The organism is Chromobacterium sphagni, assembly GCF_001855555.1.
Taxonomy (GTDB): Bacteria; Pseudomonadota; Gammaproteobacteria; order Burkholderiales; family Chromobacteriaceae; genus Chromobacterium; species Chromobacterium sphagni.
On record NZ_MKCT01000017.1, the window covers coordinates 520,955 to 546,751 of the forward strand.

At 60.8% G+C, this 25,797-nt stretch carries 32 protein-coding genes; 28 read left to right on the top strand and 4 right to left on the bottom strand.

Translation table 11 applies throughout. The features are described 5' to 3' along the window. The first annotated feature begins 18 nt into the window (after nt 1-18). From BI344_RS25805 to BI344_RS10875, 18 genes are all read left to right on the top strand, one after another. Nucleotides 19-141, top strand: a complete 123-nt coding sequence (locus BI344_RS25805; protein WP_277620440.1) for a hypothetical protein — start codon at nt 19-21, stop codon at nt 139-141. Next, nucleotides 138-971, top strand: coding sequence for a DNA cytosine methyltransferase (locus tag BI344_RS10800; protein WP_083370165.1), 834 nt, complete (start codon nt 138-140; stop codon nt 969-971). The genes BI344_RS25805 and BI344_RS10800 overlap by 4 nt, the downstream gene beginning before the upstream one ends. Before the next feature lie 57 nt (nt 972-1,028). After that, nucleotides 1,029-1,181: a hypothetical protein gene (locus BI344_RS24375; RefSeq protein WP_158021055.1), complete on the top strand. Its 153-nt coding sequence runs from the start codon at nt 1,029-1,031 to the stop codon at nt 1,179-1,181. Beyond that, nucleotides 1,178-2,134, top strand: coding sequence for a S49 family peptidase (locus BI344_RS10805; protein ID WP_083370166.1), 957 nt, complete (start codon nt 1,178-1,180; stop codon nt 2,132-2,134). Before BI344_RS24375 ends, BI344_RS10805 begins: the two co-directional genes overlap by 4 nt. Before the next feature lie 86 nt (nt 2,135-2,220). Then, nucleotides 2,221-3,540: a phage major capsid protein gene (locus BI344_RS10810; protein WP_071112919.1), complete on the top strand. Its 1,320-nt coding sequence runs from the start codon at nt 2,221-2,223 to the stop codon at nt 3,538-3,540. 52 nt (nt 3,541-3,592) lie between these two features. After that, on the top strand, nt 3,593-3,796 hold the full coding sequence (locus tag BI344_RS10815; protein WP_071112920.1) for a hypothetical protein: 204 nt from the start codon (nt 3,593-3,595) through the stop codon (nt 3,794-3,796). Further along, on the top strand, nt 3,797-4,378 hold the full coding sequence (locus BI344_RS10820) for a head-tail connector protein (protein ID WP_071112921.1): 582 nt from the start codon (nt 3,797-3,799) through the stop codon (nt 4,376-4,378). It begins immediately after the preceding gene. Then, nucleotides 4,369-4,701 (top strand): hypothetical protein, encoded by a 333-nt coding sequence (locus BI344_RS10825; protein ID WP_071112922.1) that lies wholly within the window; start codon nt 4,369-4,371, stop codon nt 4,699-4,701. The genes BI344_RS10820 and BI344_RS10825 overlap by 10 nt, the downstream gene beginning before the upstream one ends. 8 nt (nt 4,702-4,709) lie before the next feature. Next, nucleotides 4,710-5,018, top strand: coding sequence for a phage head completion protein (locus tag BI344_RS10830; RefSeq protein ID WP_071112923.1), 309 nt, complete (start codon nt 4,710-4,712; stop codon nt 5,016-5,018). Further along, a complete protein-coding gene (locus BI344_RS10835; RefSeq protein WP_083370167.1) occupies nt 5,002-5,478 on the top strand; it encodes an HK97-gp10 family putative phage morphogenesis protein in 477 nt (158 codons plus the stop codon). Before BI344_RS10830 ends, BI344_RS10835 begins: the two co-directional genes overlap by 17 nt. After that, on the top strand, nt 5,475-5,855 hold the full coding sequence (gp17, locus tag BI344_RS10840) for a tail completion protein gp17 (protein ID WP_158021056.1): 381 nt from the start codon (nt 5,475-5,477) through the stop codon (nt 5,853-5,855). Before BI344_RS10835 ends, gp17 begins: the two co-directional genes overlap by 4 nt. Beyond that, the gene (locus BI344_RS10845; protein WP_071112926.1) at nt 5,852-6,256 is read left to right on the top strand and encodes a hypothetical protein; all 405 of its coding nucleotides are present in this window, start codon (nt 5,852-5,854) and stop codon (nt 6,254-6,256) included. Before gp17 ends, BI344_RS10845 begins: the two co-directional genes overlap by 4 nt. Before the next feature lie 75 nt (nt 6,257-6,331). Continuing rightward, entirely contained in the window at nt 6,332-7,261 is a 930-nt protein-coding gene (locus BI344_RS10850) for a phage tail tube protein (RefSeq protein ID WP_071112927.1), read from the top strand. 7 nt (nt 7,262-7,268) lie between these two features. Beyond that, nucleotides 7,269-7,646 (top strand): hypothetical protein, encoded by a 378-nt coding sequence (locus BI344_RS10855; RefSeq protein ID WP_071112928.1) that lies wholly within the window; start codon nt 7,269-7,271, stop codon nt 7,644-7,646. A gap of 8 nt (nt 7,647-7,654) precedes the next feature. Continuing rightward, nucleotides 7,655-7,999 carry a DUF1799 domain-containing protein gene (locus tag BI344_RS10860; RefSeq protein ID WP_158021057.1) on the top strand — a complete coding sequence of 115 codons (345 nt, stop codon included), beginning with the start codon at nt 7,655-7,657 and terminating at the stop codon, nt 7,997-7,999. A gap of 1 nt (nt 8,000) precedes the next feature. Beyond that, nucleotides 8,001-10,667: a tape measure protein gene (locus tag BI344_RS10865; protein ID WP_071112929.1), complete on the top strand. Its 2,667-nt coding sequence runs from the start codon at nt 8,001-8,003 to the stop codon at nt 10,665-10,667. Between the two features lie 2 nt (nt 10,668-10,669). Next, the gene (locus BI344_RS10870) at nt 10,670-11,014 is read left to right on the top strand and encodes a phage tail protein (RefSeq protein WP_071112930.1); all 345 of its coding nucleotides are present in this window, start codon (nt 10,670-10,672) and stop codon (nt 11,012-11,014) included. A 32-nt stretch (nt 11,015-11,046) separates the two neighbouring features. Continuing rightward, nucleotides 11,047-11,706, top strand: coding sequence for a phage minor tail protein L (locus BI344_RS10875; RefSeq protein ID WP_158021058.1), 660 nt, complete (start codon nt 11,047-11,049; stop codon nt 11,704-11,706). Here BI344_RS10875 and BI344_RS23860 read toward each other — a convergent pair. Next, the gene (locus BI344_RS23860; protein WP_139166957.1) at nt 11,703-12,191 is read right to left on the bottom strand and encodes a surface-adhesin E family protein; all 489 of its coding nucleotides are present in this window, start codon (nt 12,189-12,191) and stop codon (nt 11,703-11,705) included. The two genes, BI344_RS10875 and BI344_RS23860, sit on opposite strands and share 4 nt — an antisense overlap. A gap of 123 nt (nt 12,192-12,314) precedes the next feature. Between BI344_RS23860 and BI344_RS10880 the strand changes: the two genes are divergently transcribed. From BI344_RS10880 to BI344_RS10925, 10 genes are all read left to right on the top strand, one after another. Further along, the gene (locus tag BI344_RS10880; protein ID WP_071112932.1) at nt 12,315-13,019 is read left to right on the top strand and encodes a C40 family peptidase; all 705 of its coding nucleotides are present in this window, start codon (nt 12,315-12,317) and stop codon (nt 13,017-13,019) included. Next, nucleotides 13,016-13,582: a tail assembly protein gene (locus tag BI344_RS10885; RefSeq protein ID WP_071112933.1), complete on the top strand. Its 567-nt coding sequence runs from the start codon at nt 13,016-13,018 to the stop codon at nt 13,580-13,582. Before BI344_RS10880 ends, BI344_RS10885 begins: the two co-directional genes overlap by 4 nt. Beyond that, nucleotides 13,582-17,226: a TipJ family phage tail tip protein gene (gene gpJ / locus BI344_RS10890; protein WP_071112934.1), complete on the top strand. Its 3,645-nt coding sequence runs from the start codon at nt 13,582-13,584 to the stop codon at nt 17,224-17,226. The genes BI344_RS10885 and gpJ overlap by 1 nt, the downstream gene beginning before the upstream one ends. Then, nucleotides 17,223-17,525 (top strand): hypothetical protein, encoded by a 303-nt coding sequence (locus tag BI344_RS10895; protein WP_139166958.1) that lies wholly within the window; start codon nt 17,223-17,225, stop codon nt 17,523-17,525. Before gpJ ends, BI344_RS10895 begins: the two co-directional genes overlap by 4 nt. After that, the gene (locus BI344_RS10900; protein WP_139166960.1) at nt 17,522-18,259 is read left to right on the top strand and encodes a hypothetical protein; all 738 of its coding nucleotides are present in this window, start codon (nt 17,522-17,524) and stop codon (nt 18,257-18,259) included. Before BI344_RS10895 ends, BI344_RS10900 begins: the two co-directional genes overlap by 4 nt. 52 nt (nt 18,260-18,311) lie before the next feature. Beyond that, entirely contained in the window at nt 18,312-20,744 is a 2,433-nt protein-coding gene (locus BI344_RS10905; protein ID WP_083370171.1) for a pyocin knob domain-containing S74 family peptidase, read from the top strand. Continuing rightward, entirely contained in the window at nt 20,741-21,229 is a 489-nt protein-coding gene (locus BI344_RS10910; protein WP_071112938.1) for a hypothetical protein, read from the top strand. The genes BI344_RS10905 and BI344_RS10910 overlap by 4 nt, the downstream gene beginning before the upstream one ends. An 11-nt stretch (nt 21,230-21,240) precedes the next feature. Continuing rightward, complete coding sequence (locus BI344_RS10915; protein WP_071112939.1) at nt 21,241-21,519, top strand: phage holin family protein; 279 nt, start codon at nt 21,241-21,243, stop codon at nt 21,517-21,519. 66 nt (nt 21,520-21,585) lie between these two features. Next, complete coding sequence (locus tag BI344_RS10920) at nt 21,586-22,032, top strand: CHAP domain-containing protein (protein ID WP_071112940.1); 447 nt, start codon at nt 21,586-21,588, stop codon at nt 22,030-22,032. Continuing rightward, a complete protein-coding gene (locus tag BI344_RS10925; RefSeq protein WP_071112941.1) occupies nt 22,029-22,454 on the top strand; it encodes a hypothetical protein in 426 nt (141 codons plus the stop codon). Before BI344_RS10920 ends, BI344_RS10925 begins: the two co-directional genes overlap by 4 nt. Before the next feature lie 165 nt (nt 22,455-22,619). Here BI344_RS10925 and BI344_RS24815 read toward each other — a convergent pair whose 3' ends face one another. The 3 genes from BI344_RS24815 to BI344_RS24820 are packed head-to-tail and all read right to left on the bottom strand — an operon-like array spanning nt 22,620 to nt 25,136. Next, on the bottom strand, nt 22,620-23,027 hold the full coding sequence (locus tag BI344_RS24815) for a hypothetical protein (protein ID WP_206600365.1): 408 nt from the start codon (nt 23,025-23,027) through the stop codon (nt 22,620-22,622). A gap of 11 nt (nt 23,028-23,038) precedes the next feature. Further along, entirely contained in the window at nt 23,039-23,881 is an 843-nt protein-coding gene (locus BI344_RS23865; protein ID WP_139166962.1) for a hypothetical protein, read from the bottom strand. 10 nt (nt 23,882-23,891) lie between these two features. Continuing rightward, a complete protein-coding gene (locus BI344_RS24820; RefSeq protein ID WP_206600366.1) occupies nt 23,892-25,136 on the bottom strand; it encodes a 3D domain-containing protein in 1,245 nt (414 codons plus the stop codon). Nucleotides 25,137-25,797: the final 661 nt, after the last annotated feature.

The window sequence follows — 25,797 nt, forward strand, 5'->3', positions numbered from 1 at the left end:
TATGCGGGAAGGTAAGGCATGCAGCCAATTGAATCGGAACTGGCGTGGGAAACTGGTGAGCAAATCATCGAGGCGGTGAAGGAGGGCCGCCGCGACGTGATGGATTTGGAAGACCCGGTAAGCGCCTGGGGAGCCGAATGAATGAGCTGGCTCTTTTCGGCGGGGCTGGTGGCGGAATACTCGGTGGCCACCTGTTGGGATGGCGCACCGTCTGCGCCGTTGAGCGTGATGCCTACGCCGCACAAGTTCTGGCGCAACGACAGACCGATGGATGTCTCGCGCCTTTCCCAATTTGGTCTGACGTGTGCAGTTTTGACGGAAGACCGTGGGCGGGACTTGTTGACGTGGTATCGGGCGGCTTTCCTTGCCAAGACATCAGCGCCGCAGGGCGGGGCGCCGGTATCGAGGGCGAGCGGTCGGGACTATGGGCCGAAATGGCAAGAATTATCGGTGAAGTACAGCCCCGATTCATCTTGCTGGAAAACTCACCTTTGCTTGTGGGCCGAGGACTTGCCCTGGTCGTCGGTGATCTTGCCCAAATGGGGTTCGATGCGGAATGGGCTTGCCTATCAGCATCCGACCTTGGAGCGCCCCATAAGCGAGATCGAATCTGGCTCGCCGCAGTGGCAAACCGTGGTCGCGGACGATGCGATAGAGCGGGCGGCGGGCAAGTGGAATTCCCGGGGAGAGCCGAGGCTGAGCGCGCAAGTGAAGCTATGGCCGACGCCGACCGCTTGCGCCAGCAAGGGAACGTCACCCGGTTCGTTGATCCGGAAGACCGGCGCCAGCAGGGAGCGGGACCGGCTGGACCATGCGGTGATGGCTTCGGACCATGGCCAGCTGAACCCGGAATGGGTCGAGTGGTTGATGGGTTGGCCCATCGGATGGACCGGATTAGGGCGCTTGGAAATGGACAGGTTCCGCGCGTGGCAGCGGCAGCATGGGCCTGCCTGGGGTCAAAAGCAGCCTAGCCCTACCTGCGAAAAGAGCTTTGCAGCCCGCAAGGATCAGAAAGAGAGAGACAACACATGAACGTTTCCAACTACACGCCGCCGGCGGCCATGATCGGCGGCCAGGGCGGCAGTCTGCTGGCGGCCGTGCTGGTCGGCGCATTGTCGCGCCATCCGGTGGCGGCCTCGTTGCCACAGCTGGCCATGCCGCCGGCAAAGGCTGGCCAGTGAGGGGGCAATTCCTGCTGTCGCAGCTGATGAATCAGCCGCACATGGTATTGCCGGACGTGCTGCATGAGGCGGTGGCCTGGGCCGGGGAGCGGGCCGGCGTCGAGTTGCGCCAGCTGGGCGTCCACGTCGCCGCCGCGCTGCAGCCTGCAGCCTGGCGCGAGGATGGCGGCCGGGCATCGATGGCCAGCCTGGCGGAACAGCGGATGCAGTCCGCGCAGCAAACGGGCCTGCTGGTGATCCCGGTGCAAGGGCTGTTGGTGGCGCGCGAAGCGAACGTCAATCTGTGCGCCACGCAAACCAGCTATGAAGGCATCCGCAGCCAGATACAAGCGGGTCTGAACGATCCGCGTGTTAGCGCCATGGTGCTGGAGCTGGATAGTCCTGGCGGCGCGGTGGTCGGCTGTTTCGAGCTGGTGGCCGACATCGAGGCGGCCAAGGCGGTCAAGCCGATTCACGCCCTGGTGCATTTCAACGCGTTTTCCGCTGCCTACGCCATCGCCTGCGCCTGCAGCGATATCACGCTGTCGGAATCGTCGGGGGTGGGGTCCATTGGCGTGATCATGAAACATGCCGACTTCAGCCAGCAGCTGGCCAGTTCCGGCGTAGCTGTCACCACGTTTTACCGGGGCGCGCGCAAAAACGACATGGCCAGCGATGCGCCGTTGTCGGACGACGCTCGCGCGATGGTCGAAAAGCGCATGGACGCCTATTACGACAAGTTCGCCGGAGTGGTGGCGAGCAACCGCGGCCTTTCCGTCGCGGCGGTCAAGGCGACCGATGCCGGGCTGTTTTTCGGCGCTGAGGCTGTGCTTGTCGGCCTGGCCGACCGGGTGGAAAGCCAGCAATTGGCAATCAACCGGATGGCGGCCGAGGTGGCCGCGAGCCGGCCGCCGCCGCTTGCGTCTTCCCGGCGCGCGACCGCCGCCGCCATGGCGATGGCCGCCCAGCTGTAACCCAACGCAAACCCAACATACCGCGCCTTCGGGCGCGTTTTTCATTTCAGCCGCTTCCAGCGGCTTTTTTTACGTCTGGAGTCTGGATGTCCGTAGTGCTTGAGTTGAAAAAACGCCGTGCCGAACTGTCCGCCGCTGTGAACCAACTGGCCGCCCTGGAGGCGACCGGCGCCGCGCTGAACGCCGAGCAGGTGGCCAGCATCGACGCGATGCAAAAAGAGTTTGATGACATCGGGGCCAAGATCGCCCGCGCCGAAGCCGCCGAGCGAATGACGGCCGCCACGGCACAGCCGGTGGACAACCCGCAAGGCCCGCGCGTAGCTGCGGCGCCGATCCATGCGACGCCGGCCGCGCCGACCGTGAAGGGCGGCGGCATGGCGCGCATGGCGGCGGCGCTGATCGAGGCGCAGGGCAATTACCGCGAGGCCGCCAATATCGCGGATGAACGCGGTTATGGCCAGGAGGTGGCGGCGGCGCTCAATACCGGGTCGCCGTCCGCTGGCGGCGTGCTGGTGCCAACCAATATGGCGCGCGAAGTGATCGAGCTGCTGCGTCCTAAAACCGTGGTACGCAAGCTGGGCGCGCGCTCGCTGCCGCTGAACAACGGCAATTTGACGATTCCGCGTCTGCGAGGCGGGGCGACGGTCGGCTATATCGGCTCTGACAGCGACGCGCCCGTAACCGGCGTGAAGTTCGATGACCTGAAGCTGTCGAGCAAAAAGATGTCGGCTCTGGTGCCGATCAGCAATGACTTGCTGAGCAATGCCGGCATCAGCCCGAACGTCGATCAGCTGATTGTGGATGACCTGACATCGTCGGTCGGCGCGCGCGAGGACAAGGCGTTTTTGCGTGACGACGGCAGCGGCAACCTGCCCAAGGGCCTGCGTCATTGGGCCTTGGCCAATAGCGTGTTTACCGCGCCGGAGCTGAGCGCCATCGATGCGGCTGCGCTGCAGGTGCTGGAAAACTTCCTGAACAAGTTGATTCTGTCGCTGGAAGGCGCGGACGCCAATATGGTGTCGCCGGGCTGGGTGATGTCCCCGAGGACTTTCCGTTTCTTGGAGGGCCTGAAGGACATGAAGGGCAGCAAGGTCTATCCGGAGTTGGCCAATCGAACGCTGAAGGGCTACCCGGTCGGCGTGACGACGCAAATCCCGAACAACCTGGGCAAGGATGGCGACGAGTCAGAATTGTATTTCGCCGACTTCGGCGACTGCTTCATCGGTGAAGACCAGTCCCTGGTAATCGATTTTTCCAAGGAAGCCACTTACAAGGATACTGACGGCCAGATGGTAAGCGCCTTCCAGCGCGACCAGACGCTTATCCGCGTCATTGCCAAGCATGATTTTGGTCCGCGTCACCAAGAGTCGATTGCGGTCGGCGTCGGCATCAAGTGGGGCAAGTAAGTACGGTTCAAGGCTCGCGCAAGCGGGCCTTTTTATATAGGAGGTAGGGAACATGATCACAGTTGAATTCGTGAAGCCGCACGGAATGTATACGCCGGGCGACGTGGCCGGCTTTGAAGACCACGAGAAGGCCGACGCGCTGCAGGCGGCGGGGGTGGCACGTCTGCATGGCGAGGAGGCGGAAGGCGAGCCGGAGAGCAAGCCGGTGCCGGCCAAGAGCAAGGCCAAGGTGCAGCCAGCCAGCGAAGGCGCGTAAATGGCCGCCGAGGTAATCCGGCGCAGTCCGGCGACAGTGCTGACGCTGGAGGAGGTGCGGCAGCAATGCCGCATCGATGCGGATCTGACCGACGACGACAGCTTGCTGCAGATGATCGAGCGGGCTGCCGTCGCCAGCGCCGAGGCCAGGGCCGGCGGGCCGCTGCTGATGGCGGATTGCCGCGAGACGCTGGACACCTGGCCAGGCCTGCCCTGGTTGTATCTGGAAATTGCGGGCGGGCGCGAGGTAGTTGCCATCGAAGCGATGCAGCAAGGGCAGCGCCAGCCGCTGCCGCTGAATGCCTTCCACATCGAGCAAGACGGGCGGCGTTTGTGCCTCAAGCCGCTGCGAAGCTGGCCGGAGGTAGACCCGGTGCCAGGGGCAATTTCGATAGCCTACCGGGCTGGCTTTGCCGAGGACGGGCAGGACGTGCCGGAGGACATGCGGCAGTGGCTGCGCTTCCGGGTTGCCACGTTATACGCCTACCGCGAAGAGATCAGCGCCGGCAGCGTGGTGGCCCTGCCGGATGGCCTGGTGGATAGTTTGATTGCCCATTACTGCCCGGCGGGTGGATGGATTTGAACAAGGGGAAATGTGTGGATAAGGATTGGCGTTGGGTTGAGGCCCGTGTAATCAAAACTCTCGAAGGAAATGAGAATTACCGGCTGAATGACTTGCTGTTCATGCCTGCGGATTTTTTAGAGATAGAGGAGATTGGCGAATATTTGGAGTGCGGAGAAGAAGCGGTTCGCGCTGCCGTGGCGGCGGGTGGTCGTCGCCAGTATTACTTTACGGAGGAAGAGTGGGCAAGCGGCAAGGCCGATGCAGTGCTGCGCGCTGATTTCATGGAGGTATTCGAGCGGGTCGGCCTCGCCTTGGAGGATGGGAACGAGGGCGCGGCTTGAATGCGTCGATGCTGAAAGACCGCATTCGGTTGAGCCAGCCTACCAAGACGCGCACCCCATCCGGCGCGGTGCGGGAGGTCTGGAGCGAACCGAAAGCGGTGCATGCGCGGGTGGACTACCTGGGGGCGCGAACCTACACGGCAGCGCTGGCCGAGCAAACAGGCTGCAGGGTCCGGGCGACCATCCGCTGCCGCGTGGTGGCGGATGGCTGGCGGGTGCTGGTCCATGGCCAGCCGTTCAAAATCAAAACGGCGGAGCCGCACAAGGAGCCTGGCTATTTGGTGCTGATGCTGGAAACGCATGATGGCAACGGGTGAGGTTCATGGCCTGGATGCGCTGATGCGCCATCTGGATGCAGTGCCGCGCAACCTGCAGCGCAAGATTTTGCGCCGGGGGCTGCGCAAGGGGGCCGCCCTGGTGCGGGACGAGGCCCGCCGCCGGGTGCAGCGTCGATCCGGCTTGCTGGCCAAGTCGATTGTCGTCGCCAGTTCGCGGGGCAGTGGCCAGCGCGGAGCGGTGGCTTACAAGGTGGGGCTACGCTCGCGGGCCTGGTACGGGCGCTATCTGGAGTATGGCCACGTCAAGCGTGGGCGAGGGCAGAAGATCGCAGGCGGCGAGCGGCGACGAACGGCGACGCGGGAAGTCCTGAAAGGGGCGGGGCAATTTGTCCCGCCCTATCCATTTATGCGCCCTGCGGCGGAAAAGCTGCCGGATGCGGTCGGGATCGTCGCGGACGAAGTGCGGGCGGCGTTGATCAGTGGGGAGTTGATGAGGTGATAGGGGCGGTATTGGTGGAGCTGCTGGCCGCGCCAGAGGTGGCCGCGTTGGTGGGCGACCGGGTGTATCCGGTGGAGCTGCCGGGCGAACCGGAGTTACCGGCGATGGCTTATCAGGTAGTAGACGAAAAGCGGCACCAAGCAGCGCGCCGGCCTACTGGCGGTGTGCGCAGTTTGGTGCAGCTGTCGATTGTCGCGCCCGACTATGATGCCGCCTATGCGGTGGCCTGGGTGGTGCGGCGTCGGCTGGCGCGATGGCGAGGCGTGGCGGGCGGGGTACTGATTTACGACACTTTGGAAGAGTCGTCGCAGGACGCTGGAGAAAGCACGCCGCATATGGTGGCGATGACCTGGCGCATTTATTGGAAAGAAGCATGAGCAAGATTCAGTCATTGATTTTGGGAGTGGAGCAGGCGCTACTTGGTGCCACGCCGGCAGATAACCGGGTGAGCCGCGACCTTGAACGCGGCTACAGCTTTGGCGAGTTCCCGGCGCTGCTGCTGCATCAGCTGCAGGATATACCGTTGTCCGGAAGTCCCGTTGGCTATGAGTACCGGCAATTGTCGGTGGAGCTGGAAATCCGGGCGGATGGCGATGTGCCGCATGAGGCGTGTAATGAGGTGCTAGAGGCTGCGCATGGGGCGCTGCATGCCTCGCTGGAGGTGCAAGACCTGCAGTCCGGCATGGTGGAATGGGGGTATGACGAAGAAAACCCGGCGCTGGGTGTCTGCCGGGCGCACTACCTGCTGACCTACCGGCGCAGGGAAGGTGAGTTGTAGGAATTTCCAAGTGGTACTGGTTGGAAAATGTTCGGCTCGCTACGGCGGGCTTTTTTTGTGCCTGGGAGGAATGCGGTGGCATTGAACAGCAAGAGGGTGGCGATTATCGCCAAGGTGGAAACGAAAGAGGGCGTGGACGCGGTGCCGACCGGCGCGGCGAATGCGATTTTGGTGGCAAGCCCCAAGGTGACGCCGCTGGAAAGCGACAAGGCGGAACGCAATGTGGTGCGGCCTTACTTCGGCAATGCGGAATCGGTTGTTACCGGCGTCCGCATGAAAGCGGAGTTTGAAGTTGAGTTGGCCGGCGCGGGAGCGCCTGGTTCGGCCCCGGCCTGGGGGGTGTTGCTGCGCGGCTGCGGATTCGCGGAAACCGTCACCAAGGACGCCAGCGCCAGCTATGCGCCGATTTCGGCCGGGCATGAGTCGCTGACCCTCTATTACAACCTGGACGGCGTGCAGCATAAGCTGTTGGGCGCTCGCGGCACGGTGTCGCTGGACCTGCAGAACAAAGCCTTCCCCAAAATGAAGTTCGTGTTTACCGGCGTGCATGGCGGCATTGTCGATGCGCCTGCGCCAGCCTTGAAGCTGACGCCATTTCAAACCCCGATGCCGTTCGACGCCGCCAACGTCGCCAGCTTTTCGCTGTTCGGCTTTAGCCCGGCGGTACAGAGCCTGTCGCTGGACATGGCCAACGAGGTCAAGCATCGGGGGTTGCCAGGCGGCGTGGAAAGCGTGCTGATTACCGGGCGCAAGCCATCAGGTTCGGTACAAATCGAGTCCACCCGGATTGCCGAAAAGGACTGGTTCGCGCTGGCGCGCACGGCGGAGCGCGGCGCGCTCGCCCTGGTGCATGGCAAGACCGCCGGCAACATCATCCAGATTGACGCCACGGTCAGCATCGGCAGCGCCGACTACGGCGACAGCGACAACATCAGCATGACCACGCTGCCCCTCGCCCTGTTGCCGACCAATGGCGACGACGAAATCAAAATCACTGTTCGATAGGAAGCCCATGTTCAAGATCGCAAACAGCGGCACTGTACGCGTACCAGCTGAAATCCTCACGCGTACCGAGTCTGGCGCGGAAAACAAAATCACCATCCAGCTGACGGGCCGTTTGCTGACGCAGCCGGCTTGGGATGCGCTGTTCGCCAAGTACGCGGCGGAGGCCGGCGCGGGTGAGCTGTCCGAGGTCTACCGCCAAAACGCCCGCCTCTATGCCGAGGTGTTCACAGCGTGGGAGGGGGTGACGGATGCGGACGGCGAGGCGCTGCCGCTGTCGCAGGCGGCGCTTGAGGCGGCCTTGCTGTCGGTGGATGGGCCGCAGGTCAACGCCGCTTTGCAGCAGGCTGTCCATGCCCTGCGCTTCGGTGCCGTCCGAAAAAACTGATTGAGGCGGTGCGCTGGGAGTTTGGCGAGCGCGCCGCCAGCCGATCGGAGGATCGGCAAGCGCTGCTGGATGCCGGGGTGCCACTGGATCAGGTGGACGGCCTGCTGCCAGGCCGGCGCGAAGAGGCGACATTCGAGCTGCTGCCGGACGCGTTGCCGGCCTGGCGGTTATGGCAGGCGATGCAAACACAATGGCGACTCGGGCCGGCGGGCGTATACGGCCTGGACTATGCGGTGCTACCGGTGGTGGAGCAGCGTTGCGGCATCGAGCGGGAAGAGGCTGGGCAGTTGTTTGCCTGCCTGCAGGACATGGAGCGCGAAGCGTTGCGGATGATGGCAAAGAAGGGGGCATGAGGTGGCAGCGCAAAATGTAGGCTCGCTGGTGATCAATCTGGAAGCGCGGGTTGCCCAGCTGCAAGGCGATATGGCTGCGACCAAGCGTGTTGTCAGCGATGCAATGGACAACGTGGAGCGCGACGCCAAGCGCGGGGCCAAGGCGCTGGAGGAGGCCGCAAGCAGCGCTGGCATGCTGGCGCGTGCCGGGGCGGCAATTGCCGGGGCGTTCGCGCTGTCTGCCGTCAAAGACAGCGTGGTGTCGGTGGCAACGGCCTTGAATCAGGCGCAGATTGCCAGCGAGCGCCTGCAGAAATCGTTGTTCTATGCCAACGGCGGCGACATCAAGGCGATTGCGTCGGACATCGAGTGGCTGCGCCGGCAAACGTCCGGCCTGGGGCTGGATTTCGCGCAGGCGTCGGCGTCCTATGCGCAGTTTGCCGGTGCGGTGAAGGGAACGCCGCTGGCGCCCTATGCGCGCCAGGTGTTCGACTCGCTGTCCACGGCGGCCAGCGCTTTCGGCTTGTCGGCGGAAACGGCGCAGGGCGCGATGCTCGCCCTGGTGCAGATGTCAGCCAAGGGGGTGGTGTCGGCGGAAGAGTTCCGGGGACAGTTGGCCGAGCATTTGCCGATTGCCACACAAGCGGCGGCCAAGGCGCTGGGCGTCACGACTGGCGAATTCAGCAAGATGTTGGAGTCCGGCAACTTGCTGGCGGTGGACTTCCTACCCAAGTTCGCCGCCGAGCTGAAGAAGATGAGCGCGGACGCGGCGGCCTTCGGTGGCGAGACGCAAAAGGCCAGCGCCAATTTCGTCAATTCGTGGGAGGCGATGAAGACCGAGGTGGCGCAATCCGGCGTGGCCTCGTTCATCGCCGGCCAACTGGCGATTTTGACGGACGCCTTTGACGATGTGTCGGAGTCGATCCGCCAGGCGCGCAAGGAGGGGGCGGGTTTTTGGGGGCAGGCGATGGCGGGCGGCGGCGCGGTGATGCGCTTTGCAAACCCGGTCAATGCGCTGCATTACGACGCGCAGAGCGAAAACGCCCGCGCCGCCCAATTGAAGGGACGCATCAAGGAGGCTGAGGACACCTTCAACGACTTTTCTTTTTCGCAGACGCGGGAGCAAAAAAGGGCCGCGCTGCAGTTGATGAAATCGGAGCTGGTCGAGCTGGAAAAACGCGCCAAGGCTGTGACGGCGGACGCCGCCGCCGGGGCCAAGGCGGAAGAGGCCAAAGCGGCAGCGCGCAAGGATGCCGAGGCGCGGGCCAAGGCGTATGCGAGCGACGATTCGCGCCAGAGCGACCGCGAGCAGTACGACAAGCGGGCGAAGAAGGAGGAGGACGCTTTCAAGGCCGCGGTCGTCGGGTTGGAGAAGGGCAGCAAGGCATATCAAGATGCCGAAAAGGCGCACCAGACCGCCGTCAGCAAGCTGCGCGAGGACTTCGACAAGAAACAAGGTGCCGAGCGTAAGAAGGCTGGTGCGCAAGGGCGGCGTGAGGATGCCGCCATCGATGCGATGCAGCGTGAAATCATGGGCGTCGAAAAGCTATCCGCCGTTGAGCGGGCGCGCTTTGAGATCGCAGAAGGCAAGTATGCCGGCTGGAGCGCAGCCAGCCAGCAGCGCTTGCTGTCGCTGGCGTCCGAATTGGACGCAACCCGCCAACTGCGGCAGGAGAACAAAAAGTTCCTGGACGAGCTGAACCGCGATGTTGAGCAATACGAGGCGCACCAGCGTGACGTGGCCAAGCGGTTGCGTGGTGGCGAGTACGACAACGCGGCGCAGCGGCTACAGCGGGATCATCGTGAACGGTCGTTAGACATCGAATACAACCACGGCCTGTCCGACGACGAAAAGCGCGATTACGGCCAGAAAGAAGACCGGCGCAACGAACGGGCGGTGGACGCCCTGCGTAGCAGCGAGCGCCAGGGGATCGGCCTGCAGTCCGAAGAGCAGCAGTTGCAGGAACAGTATGAGCGCCGCAGGCAGCTGATCATGGATGCCACCACGCTGACCGAAACCGAGCGGGCCGACTACATCCGCCGCAATCAAGAGCAGTTGAATGCGGACCTGTTGAATCTGGAGCGCAACCGCGCATCCGCGATGCTATCGAGTTCCAGCCAGCTGTTTGACGGCCTGGCCGGACTGGCGGCCAGCTTCAAGGGCAAAAACAGCGGTATCTACCGGGCAATGTTCGCCGCCAGCAAGGCATTCGCCATTGCCGACTCCATTATCAAGATTCAGCAGGCTGTGGCCGGCGCGGCGGCGTCTGCGCCGTTTCCGGCCAATCTGGGGGCGATGGCGTCGGTGGTGTCGGCAACTGCGGGCCTGGTGTCCTCTATCAGCAGCACAAACTTGTCCGGCATGGCGCATGACGGTATCGACAACATTCCGCGTGAAGGGACGTGGCTGCTGGACAAGGGGGAACGGGTAGTTGATAGGCGCACGAATAGCGACCTGAAAGACTTTCTTGCCCGCGTGAATGCGCCCACGACCGCGCCCGCCGCGTCGGCCCAGCCGGTCAAAGTGATCGTCAATAACCTGGCTCCGGGAGCCGTGGCCAGGACGGAGGAGCGGCAGGGGCCGGATGGTGGGCGGGAAATTTTAGTGCTGGTGGAGCGGGTAATAGACAACAAGCTGGCCAGTGCGATGAGGCCGGACGGTGACATTTACAACTTTGTTCGGGGGTAGATATGGCGGCTGAAACATTCAGCTGGACGCCGCTGTTTGGCGGGTCGTCGTCGATCCGGGCGCGAGTGCGTGAAGCCAAGTTCGGCGATGGCTATGTGCAGCGCGTGGCGGACGGCATCAACACCATGGCGCGCAGCCGCAAGCTGTCGTTCGCGGGGGATGCGGCGATGTGCGACGCCATCGAGGCGTTTCTCGCGCGTCAGGGCGGGGCGCGCTGGTTCTGGTTCACTTATCCCGGCGCGGCGCGCTGCAAGGTTCGTTGCGCGGAATGGGACCGTTCTTACCTGGCCGCCGGGGATGAAGTGGTGAGCGCGGCGTTTGAACAAGTATTTGATCCGGGGGAGTGATGGGAGAGATACACGCAGAAAAACAGCGCCTGGTGCATGACGCCCTGGTGCAGCTATTCGAGATACGGCCGCCGGCCAGCGAAGTGATGCAGCCGCTGCGCTTTACTGCCAGCGGCAACGGCCAGGCGGTGACGTTTCAGGGGCTGACCTACGAGCCGTGGGCGATGGAGGCCAAGGGCTTTGAAAGCAGCCACAAGGGCGCGCCGCGTCCGAAGCTTTCAATCAGCAATATAGGCACGCTGCCGGACGGCAGGCCGCTGCGCGGCATCTTCACGGCGCTGGTGATGCAACATCAAGGCTTGGTCGGCTGGGAGGTGGTCCGACGGCTGACCCACGCCAAATTCTGCGCCGGGGGCGAGCTGGCGGCCTTCCCGGAAATGCACCCGGAGGAAATTTGGCTGATCAACCGGCGCGAGGCCGATAACGGCGATGTGCTCACTTTCGAGTTGCGCAGTCGGCTGGACCTGGCCGGGAGGCGAGCGCCGGGGGTGCTGGTGACGCGCTATTGTCCGGCGCATGTGGTCTACCGGGGTGCGCATTGCGGCTATCAGGGCGCGGCCATGTTCGACGCCAACGACAAGCCGGTGACTGACAAGCGGCTGGATCGATGCGGTAAACGGTTGGCCAGCTGCAAAAACCGGGACAATCTGGCCAACTACGGCGGTTGCCCCGGAATGAGGCGCTACAGCTAATTGGCTTGTTTAGCAGGGAGGATTTTGCTGTATATCTTGGCCGTTTTTGTATGTTCCAGAAGGTATTCAGGCACGTTATTTACGGAAGTCCATAATTCTTTGCGGACGGATGGCTTGCAGACATATTTCCACAAATAATCGTTTTCGCTATCAGGGATGATGTCTTGCGATGATTTATCCGACACGGCTATATCCTGTGGAATCTGATCATAGTCGTAAAAAATCGTTTTGACGTAAGTTACAGTTCGGGCACTGCAATTGATTTGCCGCAAAGTCATGTTGTAGGAGTAACCAGCGCTTGGTTGGTTGGTGTCTATTGTTGGGGAAAAAATAGTCCAAAATTTCATAGAGCCATTGGTGTCTGAGATGCTGTCTGCATCAACTAGTAGTGAGCCGTGATTAATCGTGCCATTGTAAGAACTCCAGCTGGCCGCAAAAGCGCCGCTGGATGCAAGTGCAAGCATAGCAATTAGTATTTTTTTCATGTGAACATCTCCATCTGTTAAGTGGCAGCACAGCCCGCAATAGAATAATGGCATTTCCTATTTGTTCAATAGGGAATCGTCAAATTATTAGACCGCAAGCGCGGTTTTTTTTATGGGTAAACGATGAGCGCAACAACAGAACAAATCGCCGCCATGCTGGGCTACGCGGCGCAGGCTGGCGAGCAAGAAGCCTGCGGCGTGGTGCTGGACTCGGGCCGGGTCTATCCCTGCCGCAACCTGGCTGACGATCCGGCGCGGCAATTCAGGATTGACCCGGTGGACCGCGCCGCCGCCGAGCAGCTGGGCCGGGTGGTCGGCATCTGGCACAGCCACCCCAATGCGCCGGCTGATCCTAGCCCGGCGGACCTGGCCATGTGCGAGTGCACGCGCTTGCCCTGGCACATCGTCAGCCATCCCGGCGGTGATTACCGCTATATCGAGCCGTGCGGCTGGCAGGCCGATTATCTAGGCCGCCCGTATTGCTATGGCGTGTTCGACTGCTGGGAGCTGGTACGGGACTGGTACAAGCGCGAGCGCGACGTGTCGCTGCCGCGTCCGGCGGGCGCAGAGCGGGACGGCTGGTGGAATCGGGGGCTGGACTTATTCACCACGGCGGCGGAAATGGCCGGCTTCGAGTGGGTGGACGACGCGCCGCAGGCCGGCGACGTGCTGTTGATGCAGATACAGGGCGCGCAGCCCAATCACACGGCGCTATGGCTGGGTGATGGCCGCATCCTGCATCACCTACGGGATCGGCAATCGGAAACACATATTTACGGCGGTTATTGGCAGCGGGCAACCGTCAGGCGGGCGAGGTATCGGAAATGAGCAACAGCGTTTTGCGGATGATCCGCCTGGGCGGCGTCCTGGGCGAGCAGTACGGCCAGGCGCATGAACTGGCGGTGTCGTCGGCGGCCGAGGTGGTGCCGGCGCTCAATGCGCTGTATCCGGGCTTTCACAACGCCTTGCGCGCCCTGGACGAACAGGGCCAGGCGTTCCGGGTGACGGTGGCCGATAGGGACGTCAGTGAGCAGGAGCTAACACTGATTTCAACCGGTGATGTGCTGATCATGCCGGAGGTGGTTGGGGCCAGCGGTAATCAAGTTTTGGGGGGCGTGCTGATCGCAGTTGGCGCGCTAACCTGGGCTTTTGGCGGCACGCAGCTGATGGCGGTCGGCGTCGGCCTGATGCTGTCGGGGGCAATGATGATGCTGACGCCGGTTCCGCGCCTGGACCAGTCGCAGAGCGAGCAGCAGCAGGGCAAGGCTAGTTACTTGTTCAACGGTGCCGCCAATAGCAGCGCGCAGGGCATGCCTGCGCCCTGGGGTTGGGGGCGACATCGAGCGGGCGGCATCATCATTTCGGCGGGAATCAGCGTGGAAGACATGTGATGGAAGCAATGGAAATCATCGGCGCGGGCGGCGGCGGACAGCGAGAGCCGCGCCGGCCAGTCGAGGCGGAAGACACGCTGCAATCGCTGGCGACAGCCAGGGTGCTGATGCTGGTGGGGCTGGGCGAAATGGGCGGACTGGTCAATGGCGACCAGTCCGTTTTTTTTGGCGGGGTGCCGCTGCAGGATGCCTATGGCGGGCGCAACTTCGAGCGGGTGCGAGTGGAACACCGTGTCGGCACGGCGGCGCAAGCGCCGATGCCGGGATTTGACGAGGTGGAGACGGAATACGCGGTCGGGGTCGAGGTCACGGCCGGCGATGGCATTGTCCGCAATATCGATAATCTGGATGCCACGGCGGTGCGTGTCACGGTGTCCGTGCGTGGCCTGTTGTCGATCAACGACGATGGCGATACCAAGCCGTCAAGCGTAGATATGGCGGTAGACATCCGCCAGCCGGGCGGGCTATGGCAGCAGACGCGCAGCATCCACATCGAGGGCAAGACCCGCAGCAAGTATCAACGGTCTGTGCGCATCGACTTGCCGGAGCGAGGGCCGTGGCAAGTGCGGGTGCGCCGGCTGACGCCGGACAGCACGACTCAAAAGTTGATCAACGCGACCGAATGGGACAGTTACACCATGCTGCAGTCGATGCAGCTGAGCTATCCCGGCTATGCGCTGCTGGGGGTGACGTTTGACGCCAGGCAGTTCTCTTCGCTTCCGGAAATCACCAGCGAGTGGAACCTGTCGGTGCTGCAGGTGCCGAGCAATTACGATCCGGCGTCCGGCACGTATGCGGGCGCGTGGAACGGCACGTTCAAGCCGGCGCATTCCAGCAACCCAGCCTGGTGCCTGTACACCTTCGCCACCGACGAGCGCTTCAATATCAACCTGCCGCCGGATGGCGCGTGGAAGTGGGACTTGTACCGCATCGGCCAATGGTGTGACCAACTGGTCAGCGACGGCATGGGCGGGCAGCGCCGCCGCTTCGAGATGCACGGCTACCACGGCGACGGCGCGGACGCCTGGAAGGTGCTGCAGGACATGGCGTCGGTGTTTTGCGGCAAGGTAGTGCCGAGTGCCGGCGGCATCCGCGTGGTGGCCGACATTCCCGGCGACGTGCCGGCGAAACATTTCGTTCCTGGGAACGTGATAGATGGCCAGTTCAGCTATGCCAGTACCGAGCAGGCCGACCGCTACACGGTGGCCAGCGTGTCGCTAGTGGACCCGGACGATGGCTGGAAGCGTTCCATTGAGTATGTGGAGCATATGGATGGCCTGGCGCGCTACGGCTACCAGCCGGCGGAAGTGGTGGCGGTAGCCTGCACCAGCCGCGCGCAGGCGCAGCAGCTGGGCCGCTACATCCTGGAAACGGCGCAGACGGAAACCGAGCTAGTGACGTTCGCCGCCGGCCTGTATGGCGTCGATCTGCAGCCGGGCGAGTTGTTCACGGTGTTTGATCCTGTGGTGGCTGGCCGGCGCATGGGGGGCCGCCTGCTGGCTGTCAAGGGCCGGGCCGTGACGCTGGATGCGCCCGTGATGCTGGACGAGGGCGTCAGTTACAGCCTGGAATGCCCGATGCCGGACGGCTCGCTGGTGCAGCGCGGCGTGGTGGTGACGCCCGGCGAGACAGACTGCTTGCAACTGGTGGCTGCGTTCCCGGCGCAGCCGGTGGACGGCGCAACCTGGGCGCTGATCGGGACCAATCTGCAGCCGACTCTGTGGCGTTGCGTCTCCAAGCGCGAGCGCGAGCCGGGCATCTACGAAATCAGCGGCCTGCAGCACAACCCGAACAAGTGGGCGACCATCGAGCAGGGCATCCGCATCGATGCGCCGCCGCCATCCAGCTTGCCGGACCCGGCGCAGATGCCGGCGGTGTCGGCGGTGGCCGTGCGCGAAGTGGCTTATCTGACCGGCGACGGGCGGCGGGCGGTGCGGCTGGAGGTGGATTGGCCGGCGGTCAATCATCCCTACCTGCGCGGCTACGTGGTCGGCTATCGCCAGGACGGCGGCAACTGGCAGGAACTGCCGGAACAGTCGGCCAATCACGCCGAGCTAGAAGGGCTGCAGCCGGGGCGATGGCAAGTGCGGGTGTCCAGCGTGTCAGCCATCGGCCTGCGCAGCATCCCGGCGCTGGCCAGCATCGAGGCGCATGGCCACAAGTCGCCGCCGCCCGCGCCGTCGCTGGCGGCGGTCGGCGTGGCGATGGCCATCAACCTGGCGTGGCGCTATCCGGCGGGCGTGCCTGACTTGGCGCGCGCCGAACTGTTCTATTCCGCTGATCCGCACGATGGCAACCCGGTCAAGCTGGCGGACCTGGCCTATCCGGCGAACAGCTTCGCGCACCTGGGCGTCGGCCTGGGCGTGCATTACTACTACTGGCTGCGCGTGACTGACAGCTGGGGCAATGTGTCCGCGCCGGCGACGGCGGACGCGGCGACGGTCCGCGACCCGGCGCTATTGCTGCAGCAGCTGCAAAACAGCATCGGCGGCGGCCAACTGGCAGAGGAGCTGCGCCAGCCGTTGGAGCGTCTGCCCGACATCGCCGCGCAGGCCGACGAAGCCGGCAAACTGGCGGCGTCGGCGGTGGAAACCGCGCTGCAAAACGTGCTGACCAATGACCAGCTTGGCGACGTGCAAACCCGGCAATTCGCCATCGCCCGCCGCGACCTGAAAACAACCAGCGAGGCATTGAAGCAGGAAGCGACGGCGCGGCTGGCGCTGGGTGCCAAGCTGGGGGACACGCAGGCGGCGCTGATTGAGGAGCAGACGGCGCGGGCCGAAGCGGATAAGGCGCTTGCCCGCGATGTCAAAACCTTGACCAGCCAGACGGCGGGCGACCTGGCCACGGTACGGCAGGAGTTGCAGACGGCGACGGGGGCCAATGGTGCGTTGTCCAAACGTTTGGACACGCTGACCGCCAAGCATGAGGAGAGCCAGAAAACCACGCAGGCCGGCTTGCTGCAGGAGCAGACGGCGCGGGCCGAGGCGGACAAGGCGCTGGCCAGCGATATCCAGTCTTTGACCAGCAAGACGGATAGCGGCCTGGCCACGGTGCGCCAGGAACTGCAGGCGGCGACCGGTTCCAGTGGCTCGCTGGCGCAGCGGCTGGACCAGATGTCTACGCGGGTGGGCGACAACGAGGCGACGATTACGCAGCAGGCTAAGAGCGTCGATGGCCTGATGGGGAAATGGTCGATCCAAATCACCCGCACCGCCAATGGCAAGACCTTCGCCAGCGGCCTGGCGCTGAACAATGGCGCGCAGGGCAGCGAATTCGCCGTGCTGGCCGACAAGTTCTATGTGGCGCAGCCGGACGGCGAGGGCGTGCGCCAGGTGTTCACGGTGGGCAACATCAACGGACGCCCGGCGGTCGGGGTGTCCGGTGACATGGTGCTGGATGGCACGCTGAGCGCCGGCAAGATTTCGGCGGGCGAGATTCGCGCCGAGGTGTCGCTGTATGCGGCGGCGATTCGCGGCGGGTCGATCAATATGGGCGGCGGGCAGTTCGTCGTAGACAGCAACGGCAATGTGTCCATCAGTAGCGGACGCAACGGCGCGCGGACCGAGATCAGTAATCGGGTGATTCGGGTGTTCGACGAAAACGGTGTCGAGCGCGTCAAGATAGGGGATTTGTCAGCATGAGTAGTCATGGCTTGGTGGTGAAAGACGGCGCGGGCCGGGTGGCATTGCATACCGACTCGTTGGCCAGCAGCCTAGTGGATGTGATCTACCTGGGCGGCGGCAATGGCGAACGGGCCTACCCGGAGCTTGCGGGGTTCGTCCTGGGGACCACGCAGATTTATGGGCCGACGGTCGGCGGCGGCGGCAAGCGCATGCATGGCGTCGCCGTCGATTACGGTCCTGGCTATCCGCTGGTGCGCTGGTGGCAGCAAACCGGCGATGTCGCGCCGACGACACTCTATGTGATGTCGGTCCGATGAGCCGCCATGGTTTTATGGTGCGCAATGGCAATGGCGGCATTGTCGTCAGCGACCGGACGTATTCCCTGGTATTTGTCGGCCTGGCGCAATTCAACGCGGTAACGGGATCGCCTAGCGGGATTTTGCCGAAGTGGTTCGATTTCATGATGGGGCTGTACACGCAGCGTTACTACGTCGACTGCCCGTTCGAGCCGCTGCCTTTCATTCGCCGTTCCGGCGGCTGGGCCGGCATCGTCGGCGTGCAAGGGGCAGGGGCGGGTCGTTGGGAAATCACGGTGGCCACCTATCCCAACTTCCAGCCGCAAATTCTGGTGTTTTGCCGCACGCCTAATTATGTGGCCGGGCGCTGGGGCATGGTATTGCGGCGCGAGGATGGGGCGGTGTGCTATGACAGCAATCAAAAGAATTTGGTGCTGATGGATGCCGTGGTGCATACGGCGTCCAATATTCACATCATCAAGCAGAATGGCCAGACGCCATCCCGCCGCGCCGATGGCACGCTGACGCCGGTTCGTTGGAATAGTCCGAATGCCGCGTATTGCTATTCCATCAATGGTAAGTATGTAATCGATTATGCCTATTACTCCTATTATGATTTGCTGAATGGCAGGCTGGAGGATGCAGGATTTAGGACCGAGTTTTGTTATTTGGCTAAGGGCGGTCGAGATAGTGGCGATGCGATGGATTGCATCCCGCAAACCATCATGCTGACCGACGCCAGTCTGTACGTGTAATGCAATAGAACTTGATGCCCGCTTCGGCGGGCTTTTTTTATGGGTGCGAGAAATGGCAACGGATGTTTCGTGGTATCGAGTCGGCCAAGTGAGCGTCAAGCAAGGCGGCCTGGATGTGACGGGCGCGGCGACCAGTTGGGCCGGGCAGGTGAATCAGGGAGATATCTTGCTTGGGCCTGATGGCCGGTTGTATGAAATCGCCGGGGTGGACGAGGGCGGCGCGCTGCTGAAGCTGCGCACGCCCTACCTGGGCGGCAATGCCGACAAGCAGGCTTACGCCATCGTCCGCAACTTTACCGGCTCGCCGTTGGGCGAGGTGGCCGCCGAGCTGGCCAAGATGCAGCGGCGCTGGATGACGACGCTGGCGGGCTTCCGCGATGTGCTGTTCAGCGACCAGCCGCAGGCGACGCTTTACGACGAGTTGGGCGGGGCGCGCATGGTGATGCCCTGGCCGGCGATAGACAAGGCGGCAAAAGACGGGCTGGCGGCGATGGAGGCGGCGCGGCGGGTGGTGGTGGACAATTCCGCCGACCTGATCGCCTCGCGCAACGCGGCGGCGGTCAGCGCCAAGGCCAGCGGTGACAGCGCGGCAGCGGCGGAGGCCAGCGCCCGCGCCGCCAAGGCCAACGAGGACGCCGCCCGCAAAAGCGCGGACTTCGCGGCGACATCGGAAAAGCAGTCCGGCATCAACCGGGAGGCGTCTGCAGCGTCCGCCAGCGCGGCGGCACAGTCGGAAGCGAAGGCGGCAGCCAGTGCCGGCGTCCTGTCCGGTGCAGCGGCAGCGGTGGAGGAGGCCCGCGCGCTGGTGGACGGGCTGGACGCACGCTTTGCCACGCCCGCGCAAGTGAATGCCGCCGTGGCGCGGGTGGTGGACGGCGCGCCGGGCCAGCTGGACACGCTGAAGGAGCTGAGCGCCGCTCTAGGCAATGACAAGGACTTCGCGGCCAATCTGACCGCAGCGATGGCCAAGAAGCTGGAGGCTGGCGACCTGGCCAGTGTCGGCTTAGGCGGCAACGCGCAAAACGTCAGGGCGGGCGCGCTGACAGACAAGCGCCCCAACGGCTTCTACCACGCGCAAGCGGACGAGGGCAACGGGGTCGCGGGCGCGCCGGGCAGGGGTGGCAATGGCATGTTCATGGTCAATTTCCTGAGCGACAAATGGGGCACGTTGACCTATCGCGCCTGGGGCGGCGAGGTATACGAGGCCCGACTCGAAAACGGCGTGTGGAGCGGGTTTAACCGCCATTGGCACAGCGGCAACGATGCGCCGCTATCGATGTTCCGGGGCGAACTGGTCGATAAGGTGGATCTGAATACCCTGCAGCAAAATGGCTGGTGGCGGCAACGCATGAATGCCAATGCCGCTAGCGGGGCAAACTATCCCAGCGGCGATGCTGGCGCGCTGAGCGTGTGCAACGCCGAGAACATGACCTTCCAGCAGTATCAAACCTTCAGTACGGAACGACCGCGGTTGTATTTGCGGAGTCGTTACAACGAGACTTGGGGGAAGTGGTGCCAAATCTGGCACAGCGGCAACCACGGCGCAGGGTCGGGCCTGGATGCGGACACGCTGGATGGCCTGCAGGGCGCGGACCTTCTGACAGTCGGCAGCGAACAGCTTGTCACCGGGGCGAAGACCTTCGGCAAGTCGATTCAGGCGAATGCGGCGGGCGGCAGCTTGGAAGCCTGGGGGGGGACGGCGCGCGGCCCGGCGCTGCAGTTGAATTGCTCGGACGCGGCCCAAGCCTACGCGGTGTGGCGAGCCGGCAAACCCGGCGGGCGTCAGCTGGCGGCGCTGGACGTGTGCGCGGGCGGCGACGACAAGCCGGTGGCGGTCGTGCTGCATCTGTCCGGGCCGGGCGTGGCCGCCAATGCCCATGCCTGGACCGGCAGCGACTACGCGGCGGCTGGCAACATCCTTGCCGGCGGCAAACTCGTCAGCGGTAACATCAATGCCAACTCCACTGGAGGGACGAATTCCTCGCTGGAGGTGCGCAACGTGCCGAGCAGCGCCGGGGATGAGGGCATGGCGTCGATGGCGTTTCATTGCCAGGGGGCGTATGCGGTCAAGCTGGGCCTGCGCGCGGATGGTTTCTTCGGCCTGGGTGGCTGGAGCGCCGGCCCGTGGCGTTGGTTTGTCAACGCCGCCAACGGAGACATGACAGCTGCCGGCAATGTGACGTGGTTTTCTGATGCGCGGCTGAAGACCGACATAACACGCATCCCGGACGCCCTGGAGCGGGTTTGCCGGCTCAATGGCTACACCTTCACCCGGATGGACACCGGAGCGCGCCAGGTGGGGCTAATCGCGCAGGAAGTGCGGGAAGTGCAGCCGGAAGCCGTGATCGAAGCCGCCGACGAAAACAAAACCCTGACTGTCGCTTACGGCAACCTGGCCGGCCTGTTTGTCGAGGCCATCAAGGCGCAGCAGCTGCAGATAGCGCAGTTGATGGCGCGAGTTGCCCAGCTGGAGGCCGCCGCATGACTTTGCCGGCTAGTGGGGCGGTGTCGGCCTGGCAACTCAATGTGGAGGTCGGGCGGGGAGGCAATGCCAGCGGCAGCGCAGGCGAACAAGTGTTTCGGGACTTGGCCGAAGTGGGCGGCGGCAGTTATTCCGGTCTGGCTTTCTTCGGTAAAAGCATGTTTAAGCCGCTTGCGGCGCAGCTTTCGACATACCTGAGCGAGACGACATTTACGATGGGGATTGGTCGGCCAAGGGTATTCCTGGAGGTGTCGTGTACCCCGAAGTATGGCCAGCCGCCCTATTCTTTTGCTTGGGAAATGTTGTGGGAGGATGGCAACCATCCGGTTTTTTCCGGCGAGTTTACCGACAAGATTACTTTTACGGGTGATCCAAGAGGCAAGGGGTCGGACTGGCGATGCAAGGTGACGGATGGCAGTGGGCAAGTGGCATATAGCCCAAATCTGCAGATTCGGTTCTATTTCAAGAAATTGAATATCGGAATGTAAGGGAAAGGAAATTGCAAGAACACGAAAAGGGATTGGTGGCGTTGCTGGTGGTGGGCGCGGCAATCGGCCTGGGCAAGCTACTGGTGAGCAACGAGCAAATCACAGCGAGGTTGGCTGTCGGCCGCGCCATCCTGGGCGGCGCGACTTCGACGGTGGCCGGGGTGGTGCTGACGCAGTTCCCGGACATGCCGCTGCCGGCGCTGGTGGGGATTGGGGCCTGTATCGGCATCCTGGGTGCGCAGTATCTGGAAGCCTGGTTGAAGCAGCGGGCCGACAAAATCGGTAGCTGATCGCAGTACACGTTTATCAATAAGAGGCCCGCGCAAGCGGGCTTTGTCGTTTCTGAAGGGGAAGGTATGGAGTTGGTACAAGTCGCAATCAGCCAGCTGGGCGTTGAAGAACAGCCGCGAGGCTCCAACGATGGGCCGAAGGTGCGCCAGTACCTGCAGGCGGTAGGGATTGGGTTTCCAGCGTCGTGGTGCATGGCATTCGTCTACTGGTGCGCCGAGCAGGCGGCGGCGGAGTTGGTCGCGGTCAATCCGCTGCTGAAGACTGGTGGTGTGCTGAAGCAGTGGAACGAGCGTCCGGCGCTGCGAGTGAGCGCGCCGAAGCCTGGCGACGTTTTCATCATGGATTTTGGCAAGGGGCTGGGGCATACCGGCATTGTCGAGCGGGTGGACGGTGACAAGCTGCTGACCATCGAGGGCAACACCAATGCCAGCGGCGGACGTGAAGGCTACGCCGTCTGCCGGCGCGTGCGGAGTGCGAAACTGTGCAAGGGGTTTCTGCGGGTGGGGATATGAACGGGCTGGAAGGACGTTTAAAGGCCGCTTGCGGCCTCGTGCTGCTCGCGGGCTGGCTTGGGTCGGCCTGGTGGGCATATAGCCATAGCATGGACGTTACGCGCCGGGAATGGGAGCTGGCCGATGCGCAGCGCGGCGCGGTGGTGGCTCGCGCCGATCTGGCCAGCTATCGGGCCGAGGTTGAGCGCCTGCAGGCGCTGTCGGTGCTGATTGAAAACAAGCTGGATGCCCTGCGCCAGGCACAGCCGAAAATCATAGAAAGGTATAACCATGTCGTTGAGAAAAGCCCGCTGCCTGCTGATTGCCGCCCTGGTGCTGACCGGCTGCGCGAACTCAATGCCGCCATTGAGGCCGCAAACGCCGCCCTTGCCCGTCAATCTGACAAAGACCTGCCCGCCGCTGGAGCCGGTGAAGGTGGATAGTTGGGATGTTGTTGGGCGGGGATATGTCGCCCTTGTGTTGCTGTATGGAGAATGCAGCCTTGCTAAGCTCTTGAACCATTAGGACTCGAACGAGGTTCTTCGGTATGGTTAAAAGGGGACTTCCAGAAAATTTTTTGTGAAATTACGGAAGTCCCCTAATTAAATTTATTGGCAAGACCAGCCAATTACGGGCGTTTGTGCGTTGGTCAGGCCATGCTTTATATTTAGGAAGGAAGGCCGTGCATGGTGGGTCTTCATGAGTGAAGCCGTGGCCGGAATGGTACCATCTGGATTGATTGGAATGTCAAGTATGTCTCCAGCTACATCAAGGCGAACTATATTGTTGGGCACGAAAGTAATAGAGCGTATTGGATTATTAATGGAGAGAAGTTTTTTACCAACATAATTTTTGGGATAGGACTGAATGTCATCGAGTGGACCATGTTTGTTGCGGTCTAGTATGACTAGCCAGCGTTGTCCTAAGTCATTCGCTTCCACTACTGCAATCAGATTCCCAGCAGGGTTCCATGCAAGTAGTTCGTCTAGATTGTAATAGCCTGTCGTGCTTTGCAAGACGCGAATATTTACAATGTTCTTACTCTTGTCCCTTGTGTTGGAAGGAAACCGTATACGGCAGTAGAGGGTGGGCTTCCATCAAAGCCAGGGTTGGGACTGTAGGATACCGGGCTGCCCCAGCGAGCATATCGTGTTTGTTTGATATCGTCAGGATCGGTGATTTGCACCTGTATATACTTGCTGGAATAGTCGGCTACTTCGACCTTGAGCTTAGGCTCAGTGGGGGCGAAGGTCGCTTGCCCTGGCACAAGGCTTAAGTCTTGCAGGGTTGTTGCTGATCCAAAAGGGTCAGGTGGTGAGTAAAAATCGCTCTTGTTTATCTGAACCAGTCCGCCGAAGATGCATGCAGTATTTTTTGCATCTGGAGCAGGGGTGCAAAGTTCACCATCGTAAGGAGGGTCTTCCGTAAATGTTGCGATAGCATTTGTCGAAGACGGGATATTTATAAAGTGAAATTTGCTGCCCTTTGGACCTAAGTGTTCTGCAATCCTAAGTAAGTTTGGATTAATCCAGTCTAGGCCGACAATCGGGTTGGAAAGTTTTGGTGTGATGATTGCCAAATGTTTTCCTGTGTTATCTATTAGTGTAACCCCACCGCCGTAAATATTGTTGTCGTACGCAATTATTTTTCCTGTTGGGGATATTCCAATGGCGAATTTCTTTTTTCCATCATGTGTTAGTTGGAGAGATAGCGTGCCATCTGGCTGTGAAAGCCAGAGGTTTCGATTATACTCTACAAGAGCTTTGCAATTTTGCTCTTGTGCCATGATGTTATGGGATAAGGTGGAAAGAAGCGTTGTAATCAACGCAAGAGTCGTTATCCAGACCTTGTTATGATAAGTTTGGCACATGGTAATAATCCTAGTAATCAGTCAAGGTAATATTGGAATGGCGAATGCCAAGTTTCTGGCAGGCTTTGACCCCAACTCCCATAAAGTCATCAATGTGAAATCCATTTATCCACCCGCCACCATCCTGAGCTACGCGCTGCCCTAATATATTGACATTAACAGTCGCACCCTTTTTTGTTCTTGGAATTATAGCAGGGTCAACAGCTATGGTTACACCAGGTTGAGCGCAGCTTCCATTAGATGTACGGGCGCAAGTGTCCAAATTGAAGCATTTTCCTCTTGCATCATAGTGGATATACTTCCCGTCTAAAGTTCTACCCGTTCCTTGCATGATGGTGGAGCGGATAAAGTCGGATCGGTAACTTCCGGGGAGCAGACCGCAAACATTTTTCCGCACAGGCGTTGCCGAACTATCTGCCTCGTCAGCAACGGCATAGCATGTCACAAGGAATGTACTTTCATAGATTGAGGGAAGCCAACTAATGCTGAGAGGGTTGTCCATTTTTATGCTGCTATCAGATGATGAAATTTGTGATATTGAAGTTTGATTTCTAGTTTCAGCCAGCGCAGATGTGTTGCCATTATTATCAGTTGCTGAGCCAGGCCCTGTGATGCTGTCTAATGCACCTCTGCTTGATTGTAGTGGTATCTTTATTACGCCCGGTATGGCAGAGTTGTTTTGGGTAAGGTTTAGTGATAGGTAGGAGTGGGTTAAGACTTTACCCTTTTGTACCTTAGAGAACTCTGGAATGTATGACTGATATTGACTTGGCGGATTAGTACTTGGTGTTATGGTGAGTTTCTTTAGTGTGGGTGCAGTATTTAAAAATTCTGCAATGACTTGATATAGAGGCGCATTGGCACAGTCAAAGTTGGCATTTATGGCAATGCAACTGCCAAAGTTGTGGCTGCAATATTTGTATCTGAAATTGCTTTTTTGTAATGCATTAATGTCGTCAGTTACTGCTGTGCAGAGTTGTCCAATGTCTGGACCTTTTAGAAGGTCGCGTGTGCTAGCGGGGAGAAGTTCTATTGACCAGTTGTACACATAAAAGTCGTCTGCCTGTGCAAAGGGAGAAAGTAGCAGCAAGATTATTATGGGGCGCTTTGGTAATGATCGAATTTGGTTGAGAATGCCATTCTTAAACAACTTGGTTAGAATGCTGAGTTGTGATGTCTGTGAGTATGATTGGTTGTGGCGTTGGTCAATTGTTCTTGGCTGCGCTGATTTTGATCTGTAGCAAAATATATCCATGACGGTTCCGAGAAGAGGATTGCAATTAAAATGTCGAAAGTGTTTTAACATGGCGATGTCGCCTGGCTGGTTGGGAAGTTTTGTTTTGCATTTTGTTTGAATTGTTATTTTTTTCCTAGTGGGTAAAATTACTTAAAATTGAAGTGGAGTATGCAAGCGTTTCTCGAAAGAAATTGTTATGCAGACAATTTTATTCAGTAATGGACTGGTTAGTTAATTGAGTAATTTTCAGGTGATCCAAGACATACTTGACCAGCTGTGATCGTGAGCAAGTTTGCTGAGTCATGGCTCTAGGGGGCGAAGTCGGTTCGGTGGAGTCCCGGCTACTTTGAGCAGCATCAGATAGAGCCATCAGGATGCCGACGTTGCTAAAAAGCACTTTTGATCTGCATCAGATGTAGCCATCCATATGTTGATGTTGCTGAAAAGTACTTTTGATCCAGCAGTATGGAGTTCATGAGGGGCATGGAAGCTGCTAGCATCTCTAATGTCCACCGAGTCTCATGCTCTCTGTGGGTAGCAGTGGTAAATAGTCAGAATGTGATAGTGATGGCTATGCAAGGGTATGGTGGGATTATTGTAAGTGTTGAGTTTTACCCAAATGTCTATGCCAATTGTTGATTTGTATTTTTTAATTTTTCAGAATGGCAAGCATAAATAA

Coding starts and splice junctions, on each gene's coding strand:
- BI344_RS25805 (WP_277620440.1), top strand. CDS start 19: ATGCAGCCAATTGAATCGGAACTGGCGTGGGAAACTGGTGAGCAAATC.
- BI344_RS10800 (WP_083370165.1), top strand. CDS start 138: ATGAATGAGCTGGCTCTTTTCGGCGGGGCTGGTGGCGGAATACTCGGT.
- BI344_RS24375 (WP_158021055.1), top strand. CDS start 1,029: ATGAACGTTTCCAACTACACGCCGCCGGCGGCCATGATCGGCGGCCAG.
- BI344_RS10810 (WP_071112919.1), top strand. CDS start 2,221: ATGTCCGTAGTGCTTGAGTTGAAAAAACGCCGTGCCGAACTGTCCGCC.
- BI344_RS10815 (WP_071112920.1), top strand. CDS start 3,593: ATGATCACAGTTGAATTCGTGAAGCCGCACGGAATGTATACGCCGGGC.
- BI344_RS10820 (WP_071112921.1), top strand. CDS start 3,797: ATGGCCGCCGAGGTAATCCGGCGCAGTCCGGCGACAGTGCTGACGCTG.
- BI344_RS10825 (WP_071112922.1), top strand. CDS start 4,369: ATGGATTTGAACAAGGGGAAATGTGTGGATAAGGATTGGCGTTGGGTT.
- BI344_RS10830 (WP_071112923.1), top strand. CDS start 4,710: ATGCTGAAAGACCGCATTCGGTTGAGCCAGCCTACCAAGACGCGCACC.
- BI344_RS10835 (WP_083370167.1), top strand. CDS start 5,002: ATGATGGCAACGGGTGAGGTTCATGGCCTGGATGCGCTGATGCGCCAT.
- BI344_RS10845 (WP_071112926.1), top strand. CDS start 5,852: ATGAGCAAGATTCAGTCATTGATTTTGGGAGTGGAGCAGGCGCTACTT.
- BI344_RS10855 (WP_071112928.1), top strand. CDS start 7,269: ATGTTCAAGATCGCAAACAGCGGCACTGTACGCGTACCAGCTGAAATC.
- BI344_RS10870 (WP_071112930.1), top strand. CDS start 10,670: ATGGCGGCTGAAACATTCAGCTGGACGCCGCTGTTTGGCGGGTCGTCG.
- BI344_RS23860 (WP_139166957.1), bottom strand. CDS start 12,191: ATGAAAAAAATACTAATTGCTATGCTTGCACTTGCATCCAGCGGCGCT.
- BI344_RS10880 (WP_071112932.1), top strand. CDS start 12,315: ATGAGCGCAACAACAGAACAAATCGCCGCCATGCTGGGCTACGCGGCG.
- BI344_RS10885 (WP_071112933.1), top strand. CDS start 13,016: ATGAGCAACAGCGTTTTGCGGATGATCCGCCTGGGCGGCGTCCTGGGC.
- gpJ (WP_071112934.1), top strand. CDS start 13,582: ATGGAAGCAATGGAAATCATCGGCGCGGGCGGCGGCGGACAGCGAGAG.
- BI344_RS10895 (WP_139166958.1), top strand. CDS start 17,223: ATGAGTAGTCATGGCTTGGTGGTGAAAGACGGCGCGGGCCGGGTGGCA.
- BI344_RS10900 (WP_139166960.1), top strand. CDS start 17,522: ATGAGCCGCCATGGTTTTATGGTGCGCAATGGCAATGGCGGCATTGTC.
- BI344_RS10905 (WP_083370171.1), top strand. CDS start 18,312: ATGGCAACGGATGTTTCGTGGTATCGAGTCGGCCAAGTGAGCGTCAAG.
- BI344_RS10910 (WP_071112938.1), top strand. CDS start 20,741: ATGACTTTGCCGGCTAGTGGGGCGGTGTCGGCCTGGCAACTCAATGTG.
- BI344_RS10920 (WP_071112940.1), top strand. CDS start 21,586: ATGGAGTTGGTACAAGTCGCAATCAGCCAGCTGGGCGTTGAAGAACAG.
- BI344_RS10925 (WP_071112941.1), top strand. CDS start 22,029: ATGAACGGGCTGGAAGGACGTTTAAAGGCCGCTTGCGGCCTCGTGCTG.
- BI344_RS23865 (WP_139166962.1), bottom strand. CDS start 23,881: ATGTGCCAAACTTATCATAACAAGGTCTGGATAACGACTCTTGCGTTG.
- BI344_RS24820 (WP_206600366.1), bottom strand. CDS start 25,136: ATGGATATATTTTGCTACAGATCAAAATCAGCGCAGCCAAGAACAATT.